We start from the raw sequence: 19,077 nt of genomic DNA on the forward strand, positions 1-19,077 counted from the left end.
TTTATATATATTTATATAAAGAGAGAGGCTATGAACCTCACTCTAAATATCTTAACCCTTTGTTCCACCTAATGAAATACCATTCATAATTTTCTTATGTAAGAATACATAAACACCTACAATTGGAACTGTTATTATAGATGATGCTGCCATTAATAATTCATATTGGTTACCTGCATCTGATTGGAATGCTGTAAGACCAGTTGCAAGAACTCTCATATTTTCATTATTAGTAACTAATAATGGCCATAGGAAAGCATTCCAAGAATTAATTCCAACCAATATAGATATAGTTATTATTGATGGTTTTGCAATTGGCACTAAAACTTTCCACAAGAATTTCCAATCTCCTGCTCCATCGATTTTAGCTGCATAATAAAGCGGCTTTGGTACTGTTAAGAAGAACTCTCTTAACATATATATATATAGCACGCTTGCCGCATAAGGTATAAATAATGATGTATATGTATCAATCATTCCTAAATTAGATATAGTTTTAAAGTTATTAACTATTAAAACTTCCCCTGGAATCATCATTGATGCAATAAATATTGAAAATATTAAATCTCTACCTTTAAACTCTAAATGAGAGAAAGCAAATGCTGATAAGATAGAAATCACTACTGTACTTATTATACTTAATGCTGTTACTATAATTGTATTTATAAAATATCTTCCAAATGGAGCCATGCTAAATGCAGTGCTATAGTTAGACCACATTACTTTCTCCGGTAGCATTGTTGGTGGTGTCTGAATAACTTCAAATCCTGACTTTAATGATGATGAAATCATCCAGTAAAACGGAAATACAGTTATTATAGCAAAAATAACTAGTAGAAAATATTTTATAGCTACTCTAAAATTATTTTTTTGGTTCATTTCTGCACTCCTTAATAGTGAATCTTATTACGTGTTACTACTTTTTGTACCATAGTAACTGTTAATATAATCAGTAATAATATAACTGATGCTGCAAATGCAAGTGGGAAATCTTGATCTCCATAGAATCTATCAATTATATATCTTACAATTGTAGATACTTTTCCATCTAGAGTTCTTCCTCCAAATAGAACATATACTTCTGTATAAACCTTAAATGAAGCTATTAAGCTAATCATATATGTATATGCTATCATCGGTGATACTAGAGGAATTGTTATCTTTCTAAAAATTGTACTTCCCTTAGCTTGGTCAATTTTAGCAGCTTGGTAGTATTGTGGATTAATTGACGCAATACCAGTAGTCAATATTAATGTATTGAATGCTAAACTCTTCCATACTGCAAAAATAATTAACGCTGTCATAGCATACTTAGGATCATTAAGCCAGTTGATTTTATCAACTCCTAAAAGTCCTAATAAGTAGTTAATTATTCCATATTCACTATTAAATAACCATGACCATACTAATCCAATTGCTACTACTGAAGTTACATATGGCAGGAAATAAACACTTTGGAAAAATCCTCTTACAGTTTGGTTTTTTAAGTTTGCTAATGTATTAGCAAGAATTAAAGAAATAAATACTGATGAAAATGGAACAACTACTGCATAAATTACAGTGTTTAATAATGACTGAATAAATCTTTTGTCACTAAACAAGTATTGATATGTACCAAAACCAAACTGGAATCCTGCTGCCTTTGTTTCATCAAAACTGAAGATTATAGTATAAATTATTGGATAAAATACAAATACGCCTAATAATATAAGCGCTGGTAATAAATATATATATCCTTTGCAATTTTTCTTTAGCATTTTGTTATAAACGCCTCGCTTTCAGCGTCAAACACATAACTCTTACCAAGCTTAGGTCTAACTATCAATTCATTTCCTTCTTCAATTTCAAATTCTTTTTCTACAAGCATTTTGTATTCCGTTTCATTATGAGTAAGAGTAAGTAATCTTTCTCTTCCTAATATTTCAACAGTTTTTACAATTGTCTTTAAACCGCTTTCTGCTACTTCGAAATCTTCTGCTCTAACTCCCATTAAAACATTCTTTTTATCTAATGGTAAGTTGTTTACTTCAAGAGAATCTACCTTTGCAATTCCATTTTCAACATTTAATTCTATGAAGTTCATTTCTGGACTTCCTATAAATGAAGCAACAAACTTATTGCAAGGATTCATGTATATATCGCTTGGTGATGATATTTGTTGTATAGCACCATCTTTCATTAAGACAATCTCATCTGAAATACACATTGCTTCTTCTTGATCATGTGTTACAAATATAGCTGTAACCCCTGTTTCTTTTTGAATTCTTCTTATTTCTTGTCTTGTTTCAACTCTTAGCTTTGTATCTAAGTTTGATAAAGGCTCGTCCAATAATAATATGTCTGGCTTTTTAGCTAAAGCTCTTGCAATAGCAACTCTTTGTTGCTGTCCACCTGAAAGTTGTGCTGGCTTTTTATCTAGTTGATCTGCAATCTTAACTATTTTTGCAACTTCTTCAACTCTTTCAGCTGCTTTTTTCTTGTCCCACTTAAGATTCTTTAAAGGGAACATGATATTTTCTCTAACAGTCATATGTGGATAAAGTGCATAGTTTTGAAAAACTAATCCTATTCCTAATTGTTCTGGTTCTAATCCTGTAACATCCTTGTCTCCAAAGAATATCTTTCCACTATGTACTTTGTGTATTCCTGAAATAGTAAAAAGTGTTGTTGATTTCCCAGAACCTGATGGGCCTAGTAACGAAACTAACTTTCCTTTTGGAATTTGTAAAGTAACGTTATTAATAGCCTTAAAGTCACCAAATTTTACAACTAGATTTTCTAGTTTTATTCCCATTGATAATTCACCTCATGCTTTATTTACTTTTTTTATGTTACTTGTACGAACATTTTTTAACCACCACTAATCTTTCGCACAATACTCAGGATACGACATTTCTCTACCTAATGTCAACTCATTTTCGTATTTATGTAACATATTTCTTTTTCGTTATATTTTCCAACTTGATTGTTTTTATATTTAGTAACTTATTTTAAATCATATTTAACATTATGTAAAAAATAAAATTATTTAATATAAAATATTAAATAATTTTAATAAAATGTCACCTTCACTTGGTTCTTTATATTTTTAAAATTTAAAACATTTTCTTTCTCATTACTTACTTCCCAAAATAACGAATTACATTTTGCAATACCATTAAAGTTTTTAGCTATTTCTTCCCTCTTCATATCTTTTAAAAGCATTCTTAGATTTTCCTGCTGCCATATGGATATATCTCTTCCTATGGATGATATTATTTCATTTGATGGTATATTTTTTATATTAGGTCCATTTAAATCTTTTTCAATGGAATTTATGGTATATCTATTATTTCCTCCATCAAGAATTATAAAATAGCCATAGTCATATATGCTTCTTACTAACCTTCCATACCCCTGTTTCATTCTAATACTTACCTTAGAGTAGTTATATTCTTTATAATTAACATTCCTATAAGCTTTTAAAGCTTTAAACAAAGGATCCTTTGGATTTACATTTGGTACTTTGTCAAAAATTACACAAGCTAAGCTATCACCTGGAAGATCTATACCTTCAAAGAAACTTTTACTTCCTAATAATATTACCTTTCTTTCTCTATCTTTCAAAAGATGTATTGCTTTTTTACTAGTATGTATTTCTATATCAGCCCCAACTATCTTTTTTTCCAATTCCCTTTTAAAAGCATCCCTTCTATTATTATTATTAAATAATACAAGCATATGTCCTGACAACGCCTTGGATATTTCAAAAATCAAAGAAGCACCTTTTTCCACATAACTCTTCTGTCTATAATCACCAATATCTTCAGCAATAAATACTTTAGTTCTCTTCTTAAGATTAAATACAGGATTTACCGTATATTCATTGGCCTCTCTTTGCTCTAAAATTTCTTTTATACTTTTATAAGAGTTATTTATCCTAAGAGTTGCTGATAAAAAAGCTACGCTTTTAGCATTGTTAAGAATCCTTTCATTTATAAGATCCCCAACACTTAATGGAACATTTCTTAAAATAAAATTAGCATATTCATTACTTATATTAATAATTCTTGCATTTTCCCTATCTATTGATAAAAACTTATCAACTGTGTCATAAGCTCCTTTTAATTTTGCAATATAGTTATTTATAAAATTGTATTCGGAACTCTTGTCCTTATTATCACCTACAATATCCTCTAAATTTTTATTAATAACTCTATGCAATCCATAAATACTATTTTTTAGCGTCTGAAGAGGTTCTCTTAAACTATTCAAAAAAGCTTTATGCTCATATTCACAATTATTTATTTCATCAGAAAAATCATATTCCTTATCTTTAAGCTTTAACCTCCTTATTTCATTAAACATATTGTTTATATTAAATTGAATTTCTACTGTTTTATTTTTAATACTTATGGCATCAACTTGCTCCCTATATCCATAGTTGGCATTAAGCTTCTTTAATATAAATATAATTGAAGGCTTTCCTTCATCTACAAGCTTTAATAACCTTATGATCTCACTGGCATTAAATTCCTCAGCAAAAAAATCATAAGCTTTTTCCATAAGATTATGTGCTTCATCTATGATTACATTATTAATTTCTCTTTTTTCTTCATAAGGCCAACTGGCTAATAATGAATGATTTACTACTGTAATATTTTCCTGTGGCAACTCATTATATCTTTTTCGTAAATAGCACGGCTTATTACACTTCCCTAAATTACATTCATCACTATCGCAATTTACTTCATCAAGATATTTTTCAATTTCAAAATATGAGTATGCCCAATAATTTATATTTTCAATATCACCATATTCCCCATTTTCCACAAGCCTCTTAAGAAAAATATATACTAACTTCCCTTGAATTTTCTCACATTTCCTTAGTCTTTCTATACACAAATAGTTTTTCTTTCCTTTAATGGAACCATATTTTACTGTATTATGTAAATTTAATGTTTTTAAAAGCTTAGGAATATCTTTTTCTATAAGTTGATTTTGTAATTCTTTTGTATCTGTAGAAATAATAAAATTACTACCTTCTTTGTTTTTATTCCTTGAATTTTCATATGAGCATATTGCAGCTGTCAGTATATAAGCAAAACTCTTTCCACTTCCTGTAGGAGCTTCAATAAAGATTCTTTCTCCCTTTTGGAAATTCTCTCTTATCTTTTTAGATATGTTTTCTTGTTCTGGTCTATATACATATTTAAAACCTTCACTACTCCATAGCTCTTCATTTCTTAAAAGCAACTCATAGCTAGACAGAGCTTTATGGTCAATTCTTTTATTAACTGATTCTCTTTTCCCTTCAAGTTTTATATAGTTATATAATTCTGTAGAAAACAAAGGCGGCGAAATTAAATATTTTTGCCAAATCCAATGAATATTTTCCCTTTTTAACTGCTCATACAATCTATTCTTTAGTGGAACATTTTCCTCCCTAATCCACAACCTACTTAAAAGGCAATTTAAAGCAATAACCATCTGCTTAGTTTTTTTCATTTTTTCACTTTCTTCTAAGGTTGATATTTCCTTTAAAATATCCTTTAAGTAAAAAGATTTCATATAAGGTTCTAATATTGCTGCCAATTCAATTAAGTTTAATAATTCATTAGTACATCCATAATCTTTAAATGAAATATTATCCTGATCATAATAAATTACTGGATATTGTTCTATAAATTCTTTAAACCTTTTATTTTCCTCACTAGCTCCATCCTTAAAAGAAAAGATTTCCTTTTCCGGTTCCATTGTTGCTGCTTTATACTTAAGGACCTCTACCTTCTTCCAGCTTCCCATATTTTCTATATCAATAAATATTACTTCTTCCAAAACACAATCTAACTTCAGCAATTTCTCACCTCTTTTTTCCATTAGTATTTTTATATTATTTCATTATTTATGGTAAATCAACATAAATATGCTACTTTAAAATAAATATCTCTTGCATAATTTTCAAATGTAAAATATTATAATGTATGTAATATATGAAAAGGAGATATTTATGTTAGCTTTATTAGTTATTTTTTCTTATCTAATGGGTTCTATACCTACAGGATATATAATAGTTAAAAAGAAATTTAACAAGGATATTAGAGAATTTGGTAGTGGAAACATTGGAGCTACCAATGTTGGAAGAATTGCAGGTAAAAAACTATCTAAAATTACAGCTATATGTGATATGCTTAAAGCAATAGTACCTGTACTAGTAACATATTTATTCTTATATTTAGGACTTTTAAAAAGTAATAAAAGTATTGCATTAGCTTTAGTTGCTGTTGCAGCAATATTGGGACATAACTATACTATATTTTTAAAATTTAAAGGTGGAAAGGGAGTTGCAACTTCTGCTGCTGCATTTATGTTTATAGTACCAAAAACCTTTATTGTAACAGCAATAGTCTTCTTTGGATTAAAGCTATTTACAAAAGTAGTATCTATTCGTTCATTAAGTGCTGGTGTTACATTATTTGTCACAACTTTACTTTTTGGCTATGATAAGTATTTAGTGAGTGCAACACTATTTGCATGTGTTTTAGTATTTTGGAGACATAGAGCTAATATCAAAAGATTAATAGACGGTACTGAAAAATAAAAAAGCTGGATTATCCAGCTTTTTTTATTTTTTATAAATTCACAATAGTTTGATACAATTTATTCAAATGGACTTTCTTCAAATTCAATAAAATATCCTTTAGGATAAGAGCAAACAGGGCATGCATTTGGTGCTGACTTTCCTTCATATATATATCCACAATTTGTACACATCCAAATTGTCTCTTCTTCTCTATTGTATAAAGTATCTTTTTCAATCATATCAGCATATTTACCAAATCTCTCTCCGTGCTTCTTTTCAACTTCTGCAATATTCTTAAATGTATTGCTTATTGCTATGAAACCTTCTTCTTTTGCCACTTTGGCGAAATTTGGATACACATCATCATACTCTTGAAATTCTCCATGCTCTGCGGCTCTTAAAAGCTTTGCTATATCATCATAATATGAAACTGGATATCCACCTTCTATATTAACATTTTCACTGTTACAACTCTTAAGTGCTCTATAAAATACTTCTGCATGAGCTTTTTCTTGATTAGCTGTATAAATAAATAAATCCTTTATTATATGCATTCCTTGCTTCTCTGCTGCTTCAGCAGCTATAGTATATCGGTTTCTTGCTTGACTTTCACCAGCAAAAGCTCTCATTAAGTTTATCTTTGTATTACTATCCTTTAAATCCATAATATTCCTCCTAAAATTAATCTAAATATATTATTGGAGGATTTGATAATTTTTATTCTTTATATTTTAAGGAATATGAAAATATATAAAAAAGCAGAAAATCTTTTTAGACTTTCTGCCTTTTTTATATATTATTTTGCTTTTTCCTCAACTGGTTTTCTTAATATTCCAAGAAGTATAGCACCTACTATTGTTCCTATTACTACTGATAATAGATACATAAATGGTTTCCCTATTACAGGTAATACAAATATACCACCATGAGGAGCTCTAAGTGTACAATTAAAGAACATAGATAATGCCCCTGCTGTTGCTGAACCAATTACCGCTGAAGGTATTACTCTTAATGGATCTGCCGCTGCAAATGGTATTGCACCTTCTGTAATAAATGATAATCCCATTACAAAATTAGTTACTGCTGCATCTCTATCTTTTTTAGTAAATTTATTTCTGAAAACTACTGATGCTAATGCAATTGCTAATGGTGGAACCATTCCTCCTGCCATAACTGCTGCCATAACTTCAAAGTTTCCTGATGCCAGTGACGCTGTACCAAAAACGTATGCTGCTTTATTGAATGGACCACCCATATCTATAGCCATCATACCAGCTACAACCATACCTAAAAGAACTCTACTTGTTCCTCCCATTGAATTTAACACATTTGTTATTCCTGTATTAATTGTTCCAAAGAATGGATTTACAAATAATAAAATTGCACCAACTAAACCAATTCCTAATAAAGGATATAATAATGTAGGCTTTAATCCTTCTAAAGATTGTGGTAAGAAACTTAATACTTTCTTAATTCCAAGTACAAGATATCCTGCTAAGAACCCTGCAAATAAAGCACCTAAAAATCCACCACTAACAACAGATATATTAGAATCAAATGCACTTGCTATGGTAATACCTGAATTTGCTAATGCTCCACCAACGAAACCAGCTGCTAATCCTGGTCTATCTGCAATACTCATTGATATATACCCTGCTAAAACAGGTAACATAAAGTTAAATGATGTCTCACCTATTGTTTTAAGAACTGCTGCTAACGGTGTATTCTTTCCAAAGTTAGCTGGATTTATATTATAATCATCAAATAAGAATGCTAAGGCTATTAATATACCTCCTCCAATAACAAATGGAAGCATATGTGAAACACCATTCATTAAGTGTTTATAAATCTGACGTCCAAAACTTTCTTTTTCTGCTGACTCTTCATCCTCACTGCTACCACCTGCATGATGATAAATAGGCGCATCTCCTTTGGCAGCTCTACTTATTAACTCTTCTGCTTTATGAATACCATCAGCAACCTTAGTTTGAATTACTTTTTTTCCATCAAATCTAGCCATATCTACCTTTTTATCTGCTGCCACAATGATAGCTTCACAATTTTCAATGTCTTCTTTTGTTAAAACATTCTTGGCTCCACCCGAACCATTTGTTTCAACTTTTATAGATATACCCATTTCTTCAGCTTTTCCATTTAAGCTTTCTGCTGCCATATAAGTATGTGCAATACCAGTTGGACATGCAGTTACAGCTAATACTTTATAGCCTTTTCTTGAATCGTCAGCAGCTTCTACTTCTTCTTTTTGCTCATCTGGGAATTTTTCTTTTTCTTTTTTATCTATAAGATTTAAGAACTCTTTTTTATCCTTTGCATTAATTAATGTCTTTCTAAATTCTTCATCCATTAATATAGTTGAAAGTCTTGCTAATACCTCTAAGTGAACTTCATTTTCACCTTCTGGTGCTGCTATCATAAAGAATAAATGTGAAGGCATTCCATCAAGAGCATCATAATCAACGCCTTCTTTACTTACAGCTGCTGCTAATGAAGCATTTTTTACAGCTTTTGTCTTACCATGAGGTATAGCAATACCGTCACCAATTCCTGTAGTGCTTAAATCTTCTCTTGCTAATATAGCTTCTTTATATCCTTGTTTATCATTTAAGTTACCTGTTTTATCCATCAAATCTATAAGCATATCAATAGCTTCTGCTTTGTTTTTAGGATTAAAGTTTAAATCTATTCCTTGTTCATGCAATAAATCTACTATTCTCATTATTTATTTCTCCTTCTATAATTGTTTTAACAATTCTTCCACTTTATCTTTTGTTGCCAAGCCTTCTGAAAACGCTGAAGCACTACCTGTAGCTACTCCCATTTTAAAAGCTTCCTTAATATTTTTATCTTCAGCTATACCAGCTAAGAATCCACCAACCATTGAATCTCCAGCTCCTACTGAATTAACCAATGTTCCCTTAGGTGTGTCACTTATAGTTATTTCACCATTTTCTTCAATTAGTATTGCTCCATCACCAGCCATTGAAATAATTACATTTCTTGCACCAATTTCTTGTAATTTTTTAGCATATATAATTATTTCTTCTTTATTCTTTAGTTCCACATTGAACATTTCTCCTAGTTCATGATGATTAGGCTTAATTAAAAATGGTTTATATTTTAATACATTAAGTAATAAATCTTTTGTTGCATCTACTACAAAGTTTATTTCCTTATGCTGAAAATCTTTCATAATAGTTTCATATATATCATCTGGTAAAGTACTTGGTATACTTCCAGCTAGAACAACAAAATCTCCTGCTTTAAGAGTATCAAGCTTTTTATATAGTTTTTCTATATCTACTTTTGAAATATCAGGACCCATTCCATTAATTTCACTTTCTTCCTTACTCTTTAATTTAACGTTTATTCTTGACATTCCCTTTTCTAATTTTATAAAATCACTGTCTACTCCATGATCTGCTACTAACTTTTCAATTTCTTCTCCTGTAAATCCAGCAACAAATCCTAAAGCTCGATTCTTAACTCCCAAGTTTTTCAGTACAATTGATACGTTTATACCTTTTCCACCTGGATAAATATTCTCCTCAGAAGTTCTATTTACATGCCCTGCCTTAAAATCATCCACTTTTACTATATAATCTAATGAAGGGTTTAATGTGATGGTATTAATCATTTTATTCACTCCTATTACCTATACGTATTTAATCCTTTACATAGTTGCTAAGAACTTCTGTTAAGGTTTTCTTTAATTAAATAATATGCTACTTTTCTTTCATCGTCAATACATTTCTTTTATTTACTATCATTTTATTTCAGTTTCTTTCATAAACATTCATTTTTAGCTTCCTTTCAATTTATTTTTAGTATGTACCTTTTTTACTTGATTATTAATTATCTATAATCTAAAATTAAGTAAATAGATGGAGGTAAATTTATCTATGAAATTTTTTTTATTATATATATTATTTATAAATATTTTTTCATTTACATTAATGCTTATTGATAAAAAAAAAGGCTATAAAAAAGAAATGGCGTATTTCTGAGCAAACTTTACTCTCTGTATCATTTATAGGCGGATCATTAGGTGCTTATTTAGCTATGATACTCTTCAGACACAAAACTAAACATTTTAAATTTAAATACGGCTTACCGTTAATGATAATTTTTCATTGTTTTTTCTTTTCTATAGTAATAAAAAAGATAGTATAAATTGTGAATAATTTATACTATCTTTTTATATTCTAAACTATTTCTTATTTTTCTTTACTTTATTTTCATAAGCATTAAATAATACTAAAGCAACAATACTAAATATAACTGGTCCAGCTATTTGTGCTATGGTATCAATATATTTACCTTCTTCAATTGCTGGCTGGATTATTGTAAATACGTTAGCAAATCCAACAGTGATGATTACTACCACTGCACAAACAGTGGCAAAGCTTTTACTCTTAAATATTATAAACGGCTTAGCTATACTATCATTTTTCTTAAATGCTATAAATGCTATAGCTAAGAATATAGTTGGTATTGTCATTGCAACGTTACTCATTAAAATTAATAAATCAAGGAATGCCGCTGCAGTATCACCACCAAATGATGCTACTACTATTATAGCAACTACTATTAGGCATTGTATCCATAAAGCCTTAACTGGCATATTGTTTTTATTAACTTTAGTCCAGCTTTCAGGCCATATTTCTTTTGGTGTTCCTTCTATTAATTGCTTTAATGGCGAATATATTAATGTAAAGAATGCACCTATTAAAGCAAGGAACATGGCAAGACCTATATATCTTGCAAACCAAGTACCCATTATTGCAGCACCTTTAGGTGAAAGTCCAAATACATTTCCAAGTTGAACTCCAAGATTCTTGATTACTACATATGAAACGTTAGCTCTACTTACTTCTGGTGAACTTAATATTTCTTGCCAATTTGTAAATAGACCTATCATAAGTATTCCTAATGAATATCCTATAGCTATTACTATAGCTGAAATCTTAATTCCTGTCGGGAATGTCTTTTCTGAATTCTCAGTTTGATCAACTAATCCACCAACAGCTTCTAACCCACCATATGCAAATATTGCATATACTAAGAATGAGAATATTGCTAATATAGATGTATATGATGGATTTGGGGAATTAAAGAAGGCTGAAAAGCTTATTGGTTCAGCAGCTTTAAATCCATTTCCTCCAAATACTATTAATGCACCTACTAAAAGAACTATGTTTGCACTTGTAACGAAAAATCCTCCAACAGAAGCAATTTTTGAAATGCTTTTTAAACCTTTTGTTGATAAATATGTAATTACTACTATTAACACTACACCTAGAATAGCTAATGTCTTAGGTGCATTTAAGCCAAATAATGACCACGTTGATGTAACATCTGATCCAAAAATTAAATTAGAAAGTGGAACCCAAATTGATGAAGATACACTTACCATCCATACTATGTATGAAGCAAACCACATGAACGTTCCAACGAAAGCAAATTTTGCTCCCACTGCTCTCTCCATCCAAGCATATATACCTTTTTCTTCTTTAAATGCTGCACCATATTCAGCCATCATGAATGCATATGGAATGAAAAATGCAATTGCACCAAATAAATACCATGGGATAGCAGAGTATCCCATTAAGTAAAACGCTCTTGGAATATTGTTAAATCCAAAAACTGATGTGAAAATCATTAAAATAAGCGCAACTAATGTTAATTTACTCATTTGTTTATTTTCTTTTCCCATAATTATCTCCTTTTCAAGAATATTTTAACAATCTTATCATTAGTGATAAAATCACACTCATCTATAATAACAAATATCTTTATTATAATCTATATTATTATTTTCATTTTTCCCTAAGTTATTATTTTTTTTCCTATATACTATCATTTTTTTCACTGTATATTTAATTATTATTTGTTTTTAAAACATTTTTATAATATCATAATATTTTTTTAGATTAAAAAAATAACAGTGTTTAAATCTGTTTTTTCTATGAAGATAAGATGAACTTTCACTATTTATTATAACAAACTCACATTTTTAGTATAAAATACTTATCATATACAACTAGATTAAATTAAATTGGAGATTTTACATATGAATAATTTTAACTTAAACCAAAAACGTCAACAAATGTACACTAAAAATAAACAAAAAAACATTAATTTTTCTTAATGATAATTACATATAAAAAAAGCTATATCAACTTTGATACAGCTTTTTTCATATTCTTAATCTATCTTCATATTATTTGCAATAAGCTTGTTACTTCTTTTAATAAATTCAGAAATTTCTTCTGGGCTTAATCCCCCACTAGAAATCCTAGCTAAATCAAATATCTCATGGCAAATAAGATTTTTATTATCTTCATTTTCCATGGTTAATATATTTTTTATAATCTTGTTATTTCTATTTATAACTAAAGTTTTTTCTTCCTTAAACATGGCTGCCATATCCATGTTTCCATACATTCTGCTCATTTCAATCATTCTTCTTGATTGTTCTGAAACTGTAATAAGTGCTGTAATTTCTTCGTTCTTTAAAGATTCAACCTTAACTTCTTCTATTTTATCTTTTAATATTTCCTTAAATAATTCTTTAATTTTCTCATCATTATCATCACTATCTTCTGTATTTTTTAAGATATCACTTATATCAGAATCAATTCTTAAAAATGAAAGGTTTGGATTTTCTCTTTCTAATAGAGTTATAAAGTGGTTATCTATACTACAATTTAGAATAACTGCATTTAGATTATTTTCTTTAAATATATTTATATATTGACTTTGCTCATTTTCATTATTTACATAGTAAATCTTATTTTCATGAGTCTCTTTACATTGCTCCATATATTCTTTTAAAGTTAGATACTTACCATTTAAATCTTTAAATATAAGTATTTCCTTTATTTTTTCATAAAAGCTTTCATCTCTTAGACAGCCATACTTAATAAATATCTGTATATCATCCCAAAAGCTTTCATAATTTTCTCTTTGATTAGTAAATACATTTACCAGCTTATCTGAAACCTTCTTAACAATATGTTTAGAAATCTTAATTACATTTTTATCTTGTTGTAAAAAGCTTCTTGACACATTTAAAGGTAAGTCTGGACAATCTATTACTCCCTTTAGCAATAGTAAAAACTCCGGAATTACTTCTTTTATATTATCTGCTACATAAACTTGATTGTTATATAACTTTACTTCACCTTCAGTAACTTCTAGCTCATGTTTTAATTTAGGGAAGTATAATATACCTTTTAAATTAAATGGATAATCTACGTTAAGATGGATCCAAAACAACGGATCATTATAATCCTTAAATTCCTTCTTATAAAACTCCTTATATTCTTCATCGCTGCAATCCTTTGGCATTTTAGTCCAAAGTGGTTTTATTTCATTTATAGGAGTCTCTTTTTCCTCATCTTTCTTTTCTGCACATTCATCTTCAAAGAATATTTCCACTGGCATAAAAGAACAATATTTTTCTATTACAGATCTTACTTTATAATTATCTAAAAATTCACTGCTTTCCTCATTTATATATAAGGTAATAGTAGTTCCTCTACTTGTTTGCTCTTTTGATTCACCTATTTCATACTCTGTTCCACCATCACAAACCCATTTAACGGCATTTGAACCATCTTTATATGATAGTGTATCAATTTGTACCTTATCTGATACCATAAAAGCTGAATAAAATCCTAAACCAAAATGTCCAATGATTTGTTTTCCTTCATCTTCACTTTCTTTATATTGCTTAACAAAATCCTCTGCCCCAGAAAATGCTACTTGTGTTATATATTTTTCTACTTCTTCTGCAGTCATTCCTATTCCATTATCGCTAAGAGATAAAGTTTTTTTATCTTTATTAACCTTTACTACTATTTTATAATCATTATCTTCTTCAATTTTAGCTTCACCTAATGATACCAGTCTTTTAAGCTTATGAACTGCATCACATCCGTTACTAATTAATTCTCTTACAAATATATCCTTATCAGAATATAGCCATTTTTTAATTATTGGAAAAATATTTTCTGTATGTATTGATATATTGCCTCTTTCCATGATAATATTACCTCCTATACCTTTTATTGTATAATTTTAGTTTATCTGATTTTTTAAGTCAATTGTTTTATTTTAATTTTTCATTTACTTTTTATTAAATTTTTGCAATAAAAAAGGAACAATTACGTTCCTTTTTAGTCATCTTGCAAAGCTTTAAGTCCCCTATCACCAGTTCTTATCTTTACTACTTCTTTTACATCATATATAAATATCTTTCCATCTCCAATTTCTCCTGTGCGAAGGACTTTTTCACATACTTCTATAACATTTTCCACAGGCACTTCACAAACTACTACTTCAACTTTTATCTTAGGTAATAGCTTAAGTTCCATTGGTACTCCTCTATAATACTGCATTTCACCTTTTTGAGTACCGCAGCCTAACACCTGTGTAACAGTCATTCCCATTACTCCTATTTCATTTAATGCATCCTTAAGCTCTTGAAATTTTGTCTTACGAGTTATTATTTCAAGCTTAGTTATAACATCCCCCATAACTTATCCTCCTTTTAATACATTTTGATGATTAATCTATTAGATATCTACATTTATATTTTGGAAATCAGCATAACTACTTTCTATGCCATGCTCTTCTAAATCTAATCCTCTTATTTCCTCTTCTCTACTAACTCTTAAACCAACTGTAGATTTTATTACTTTAAACAATATTCCTGAAGTTATTAATGTCCATGCAGCTACTGCAAGAATTCCTACAAGCTGTATTCCTACAAACTTGAAGCCACCACCATAAAATAATCCCTTCATTTCTCCATGATATGCAAATAATCCTGTTAAAAATGTTCCTAAAACACCATTTATACAATGTACACCTATAGCACCTACTGGATCGTCAATTTTTAATTTATTATCTATAAATTCTATACCAAATACCATTGCAAAACTTGAAATTACTCCTATAATTGCTGCTCCTAGAGGTGTTACCAAATCACATCCTGCTGTTATAGCCACAAGTCCTGCTAAAACACCATTTAATGTCATGCTCACATCAGGCTTTTTATATCTAATCCATGTTAATATCATTGTAGTACAAGCTGCAAATGCCGCTGCTAAATTAGTTGTAATAAATATTCTAGAATTTAATTTAACATCCATAGCTGTTAAACTTGATCCAGGATTAAAACCAAACCATCCCATCCATAATATAAATACTCCTAAAGCACCTAAGGTCAAACTATGACCTGGAATAGCATTTGATTTTCCATTCTTAGAATACTTCCCTATTCTAGGTCCAAGCATCCATGCTCCCATAAGTGCACACCAGCCTCCAATAGAATGTACAACAGTTGATCCTGCAAAATCGTGGAATCCTAGGCTACTAAGCCATCCTCCACCCCATACCCAGTGACCAACTATTGGATAAATAACTGCACTTATTACAAAACTATATATACAGTAAGAAATAAACTTTGTTCTTTCTGCCATGGCACCTGAAACTATAGTAGCAGCTGTTGCACAAAATACTGTTTGGAAAAACAAGAATGCATCTTTTGGAATATTAAGTCCCAAGTGCTTTATGCTACCACTGGCAAACCATATTGGAGACCCTATTACTCCTGCAATATCTTTACCAAACATTATACCAAAGCCTAAAATCCAATAAACTGCTGAACCGATGGCAAAATCCATTAAATTCTTCATTATGATATTCCCAGCATTCTTTGAACGGGTAAAACCAGTTTCAACCATCGCAAACCCAGCTTGCATCCAAAATACCAATATTCCTCCAAGCAATACCCATAGCGTATCTAAAGCTACTGTTGTTTCCATAAACAATTCCCCCTTATTAACAAATAAAATATAATATTTTTCTTTTATTAATAATTTCTGCAGAAAATATGTAATGATAAAGATAAAGGGGCCATAGATTCTAAATCTATGACCCCTTTGCCATCAATTACTATATTAATATATTAAACTATTTTTCCACAAAATGTCAATACATTTTTTTAAAAGGTACTGCATGATATTTTGCAGTACCCCATATATAAAATCCAAGCTATTAATATTTTGCATATAATAGCTTGAAGCCTACACTATTTATTATTTCTATAGTCATTTAATTTATACAGTATATTCACAAAAACTTAACTTATTAAAACTTAAATATAATTGTTTTACCCTCTATCATATACTATAATGTAATTGAAATAAAAAATGGAGTGATCTATATGAATAATTATAATAATAGATATGGCTTTGATCTTCTTTCTGTTTTTATTATCTTCATTGCCTTAATATTAAATATCTTTCCTGTAACAAGAATTTTTTCTTTTATTCTACTTATTTTATCTTTTTATAGAGCTTTTTCTAAAAAGTATTATAAAAGACGTCAAGAATATAATGTGTTTTATACATATTGTAATAAATTCTTAGGAATATTTAACAAATCATTACCTGCTAACATTCCTAATTTTCACTTTGGGAGCCTTTATCCATTGGTGGAAAACAGTAAAAATTATTTTAATGAAAAGCGTAATTATAAAATAACTAAATGTCCTAAATGCCATCAAAAACTTAGGCTCCCTAGAGGTAAAGGAAAGATTGTTGTTACTTGCAGAAGGTGTTCAAACAAATTTGACTTTAAAACATAAAATATGAGATTTTTTAAAATCTCATATTTTTTTTACCCCTTTTGCAATTAAATTTAATAAAATAATTGTATAATTATTTTCAAACCTTCCATCTTTAAACTTTTGCATTACCTTCCCTACATTGGGATTACATCTCATTAAAAGCTTTATTTGTTCATCATTAATTTTAGGAATTTTTAAAATATTATTCATTCCTATAATATCGCTATGGATGGTTACAGCTTCAAAATCCAAATCCTCAAAACCACATCTTTTTAATATCTTCACTAACTTTCTTCCTATTTCCCTATTCCATCTTGCTCGCTTTTCTAATTCCTGAAAAAAACTTCTTCCACTTTTAATTAGGAAGGCAGGATCACTTATTCCCATAAGACCACTATCTGAATCTATAATAGCTACAATTCCTCCTGGCTTCAAAATACGATATATTTCCCTTACAGCCTCCACAGGCTTATCTAAATGTTGTAAAACAAACCTACATATTACAAAATCATAAGTATTATCTTTTATTCCAGTTTTATAGACAGATGTTTTTTTAAAGGCTATTCTATTATTATAATAACTGTTAGACAGTCTATTTTTAGCAATCCTAAGCAGTTTATCATCTATATCCAATATAGTTACCCTTGAGTTTGGTAAGTTTTCCAAAAGCTTTTCACAATAAAAGCCAGGCCCTCCTCCTACATCCAATATATTCATTCCATCTTTTAACCCAAGCCATTTTAATGTCCTAAACTCTTTTTCCCAGCCTAATTGTACTTGTGCCTTCAATCTATCTACTTCATTATTAAAGCCAATCATATTATAAATAGAACTATATGTCACTATATACACCTCTAAATTGCTTTTGCTTTTATTTTATGTTACAAATATAAATTGGTTCATATAACTTAAATTACTACATATGCAATTAAAGGAAAAGTAACTAATGATAATACTGTGGAAATAAACACCAGTATTGTAGCATATTCCTTTTCTTTATTAAGATTTTCTGCTAAAATTGATGTTATAGCTGCCGTAGGCATTGCTGTAAGAAGCACCATTGTATTACTTAATACTGAATGAATTTTCAATATCTTGAAAATCATAAATAAAGCTAATGGTGTAATTATAAGCTTTAATAATGAGCTATAATACACAGTCCAATCACTCATATATTTCTTAAAACTAATATGTGATAATATAACACCTACAATTATCATTGATAAGGGCGTTGTAACTGCTCCTACTAAATCCATAGTAGAAGTAATAACTTCTGGAATATCTATTTTAAAAATAAATAATACTATTCCAATATATACTGCTATTACACTAGGATTTACTAATACTTTTTTAATCTCTTTTATATTTATTTTTCCTGTAAACAATAAAATACCATAAGTCCAAACCAAAATAGTAAAAAACATATTAAAAATAGAAGTATATATTACTCCTTCTGCACCATAAATGCTTCCTATAATAGGAAAACCTACAAAGCCACAATTTGAAAATACATTGGCAAATTGTAATAAAAATTTATTCTTACTTTTTATAGGTTTTAAAAATATATATGATATGAAAATACTAGCTATTATAGTTATACCACTATAAAAAAATGCCTTAATTACATTACTTTTCATTTCTTCATCATATTTAATCAAAAATGATGATATTATCATTATAGGCAAAGTAATATTAAGTAATATACTACTTAATCCCTTATTTACTTCTTCATTGATTATTTTCTTTTTACTTCCATAAACCCCCACTAAAATAATTAAAAATAGCGATATTACTTTATTTATTATTATACTTATATCCATTTCTTTATCCCCCTTACACCTAATTATATTACAAC

16 protein-coding genes are annotated in these 19,077 nt (G+C 29.0%); 3 read left to right on the plus strand and 13 right to left on the minus strand.

The genetic code is table 11. The features are described 5' to 3' along the window. Positions 1–51: 51 nt before the first annotated feature. The 4 genes from Q5O44_RS09585 to Q5O44_RS09600 form a co-directional block, all read right to left on the minus strand. A complete protein-coding gene (locus Q5O44_RS09585; RefSeq protein ID WP_022168197.1) occupies positions 52–879 on the minus strand; it encodes a carbohydrate ABC transporter permease in 828 nt (275 codons plus the stop codon). A gap of 11 nt (positions 880–890) precedes the next feature. After that, positions 891–1,757, minus strand: coding sequence for a carbohydrate ABC transporter permease (locus tag Q5O44_RS09590; RefSeq protein WP_022168198.1), 867 nt, complete (start codon positions 1,755–1,757; stop codon positions 891–893). Then, a complete protein-coding gene (locus tag Q5O44_RS09595; RefSeq protein ID WP_022168199.1) occupies positions 1,751–2,794 on the minus strand; it encodes an ABC transporter ATP-binding protein in 1,044 nt (347 codons plus the stop codon). Before Q5O44_RS09595 ends, Q5O44_RS09590 begins: the two co-directional genes overlap by 7 nt. Before the next feature lie 257 nt (positions 2,795–3,051). Continuing rightward, the gene (locus Q5O44_RS09600; protein ID WP_022168200.1) at positions 3,052–5,838 is read right to left on the minus strand and encodes an ATP-dependent DNA helicase; all 2,787 of its coding nucleotides are present in this window, start codon (positions 5,836–5,838) and stop codon (positions 3,052–3,054) included. Positions 5,839–5,989: 151 nt separating this feature from the next. On the opposite strand from Q5O44_RS09600, the gene plsY reads away from it, so the two are divergent. Beyond that, positions 5,990–6,580 carry a glycerol-3-phosphate 1-O-acyltransferase PlsY gene (gene plsY / locus Q5O44_RS09605; RefSeq protein ID WP_022168201.1) on the plus strand — a complete coding sequence of 197 codons (591 nt, stop codon included), beginning with the start codon at positions 5,990–5,992 and terminating at the stop codon, positions 6,578–6,580. Positions 6,581–6,639: 59 nt separating this feature from the next. On the opposite strand, the gene rbr is transcribed toward plsY, so the two are convergent. From rbr to pfkB, 3 genes are all read right to left on the minus strand, one after another. Beyond that, positions 6,640–7,227, minus strand: coding sequence for a rubrerythrin (gene rbr / locus Q5O44_RS09610; protein ID WP_022168202.1), 588 nt, complete (start codon positions 7,225–7,227; stop codon positions 6,640–6,642). Positions 7,228–7,358: 131 nt separating this feature from the next. Further along, positions 7,359–9,299, minus strand: a complete 1,941-nt coding sequence (locus tag Q5O44_RS09615; RefSeq protein ID WP_022168203.1) for a fructose-specific PTS transporter subunit EIIC — start codon at positions 9,297–9,299, stop codon at positions 7,359–7,361. Positions 9,300–9,314: 15 nt separating this feature from the next. Further along, positions 9,315–10,217: a 1-phosphofructokinase gene (gene pfkB, locus Q5O44_RS09620; protein ID WP_022168204.1), complete on the minus strand. Its 903-nt coding sequence runs from the start codon at positions 10,215–10,217 to the stop codon at positions 9,315–9,317. Positions 10,218–10,543: 326 nt separating this feature from the next. Here pfkB and Q5O44_RS09625 point away from each other — a divergent pair, with 326 nt between their 5' ends. Beyond that, positions 10,544–10,753: a DUF1294 domain-containing protein gene (locus tag Q5O44_RS09625; protein WP_370545573.1), complete on the plus strand. Its 210-nt coding sequence runs from the start codon at positions 10,544–10,546 to the stop codon at positions 10,751–10,753. Positions 10,754–10,790: 37 nt separating this feature from the next. Here Q5O44_RS09625 and yjeM read toward each other — a convergent pair whose 3' ends face one another. The 4 genes from yjeM to Q5O44_RS09645 form a co-directional block, all read right to left on the minus strand. Further along, positions 10,791–12,296, minus strand: coding sequence for a glutamate/gamma-aminobutyrate family transporter YjeM (gene yjeM, locus Q5O44_RS09630; RefSeq protein WP_022168205.1), 1,506 nt, complete (start codon positions 12,294–12,296; stop codon positions 10,791–10,793). Positions 12,297–12,787: 491 nt separating this feature from the next. Then, positions 12,788–14,635: a molecular chaperone HtpG gene (gene htpG, locus Q5O44_RS09635; protein ID WP_302637771.1), complete on the minus strand. Its 1,848-nt coding sequence runs from the start codon at positions 14,633–14,635 to the stop codon at positions 12,788–12,790. Between the two features lie 128 nt (positions 14,636–14,763). Then, on the minus strand, positions 14,764–15,123 hold the full coding sequence (locus Q5O44_RS09640) for a P-II family nitrogen regulator (RefSeq protein WP_022168207.1): 360 nt from the start codon (positions 15,121–15,123) through the stop codon (positions 14,764–14,766). A 39-nt stretch (positions 15,124–15,162) separates the two neighbouring features. Further along, the gene (locus tag Q5O44_RS09645; RefSeq protein WP_022168208.1) at positions 15,163–16,416 is read right to left on the minus strand and encodes an ammonium transporter; all 1,254 of its coding nucleotides are present in this window, start codon (positions 16,414–16,416) and stop codon (positions 15,163–15,165) included. A gap of 401 nt (positions 16,417–16,817) precedes the next feature. On the opposite strand from Q5O44_RS09645, the gene Q5O44_RS09650 reads away from it, so the two are divergent. After that, positions 16,818–17,240, plus strand: coding sequence for a hypothetical protein (locus Q5O44_RS09650; RefSeq protein WP_022168209.1), 423 nt, complete (start codon positions 16,818–16,820; stop codon positions 17,238–17,240). Positions 17,241–17,261: 21 nt separating this feature from the next. Here Q5O44_RS09650 and Q5O44_RS09655 read toward each other — a convergent pair whose 3' ends face one another. Together Q5O44_RS09655 and Q5O44_RS09660 are read right to left on the minus strand one after the other, a co-directional pair. Further along, positions 17,262–18,065 carry a class I SAM-dependent methyltransferase gene (locus Q5O44_RS09655; RefSeq protein ID WP_022168210.1) on the minus strand — a complete coding sequence of 268 codons (804 nt, stop codon included), beginning with the start codon at positions 18,063–18,065 and terminating at the stop codon, positions 17,262–17,264. A gap of 65 nt (positions 18,066–18,130) precedes the next feature. Further along, a complete protein-coding gene (locus Q5O44_RS09660; protein WP_022168211.1) occupies positions 18,131–19,042 on the minus strand; it encodes an AEC family transporter in 912 nt (303 codons plus the stop codon). Between the last annotated feature and the right edge of the window lie 35 nt (positions 19,043–19,077).

This window comes from Clostridium sp. CAG:221 (genome assembly GCA_000435835.1).
Classification (GTDB): domain Bacteria; phylum Bacillota; class Clostridia; order Clostridiales; family Clostridiaceae; genus Clostridium.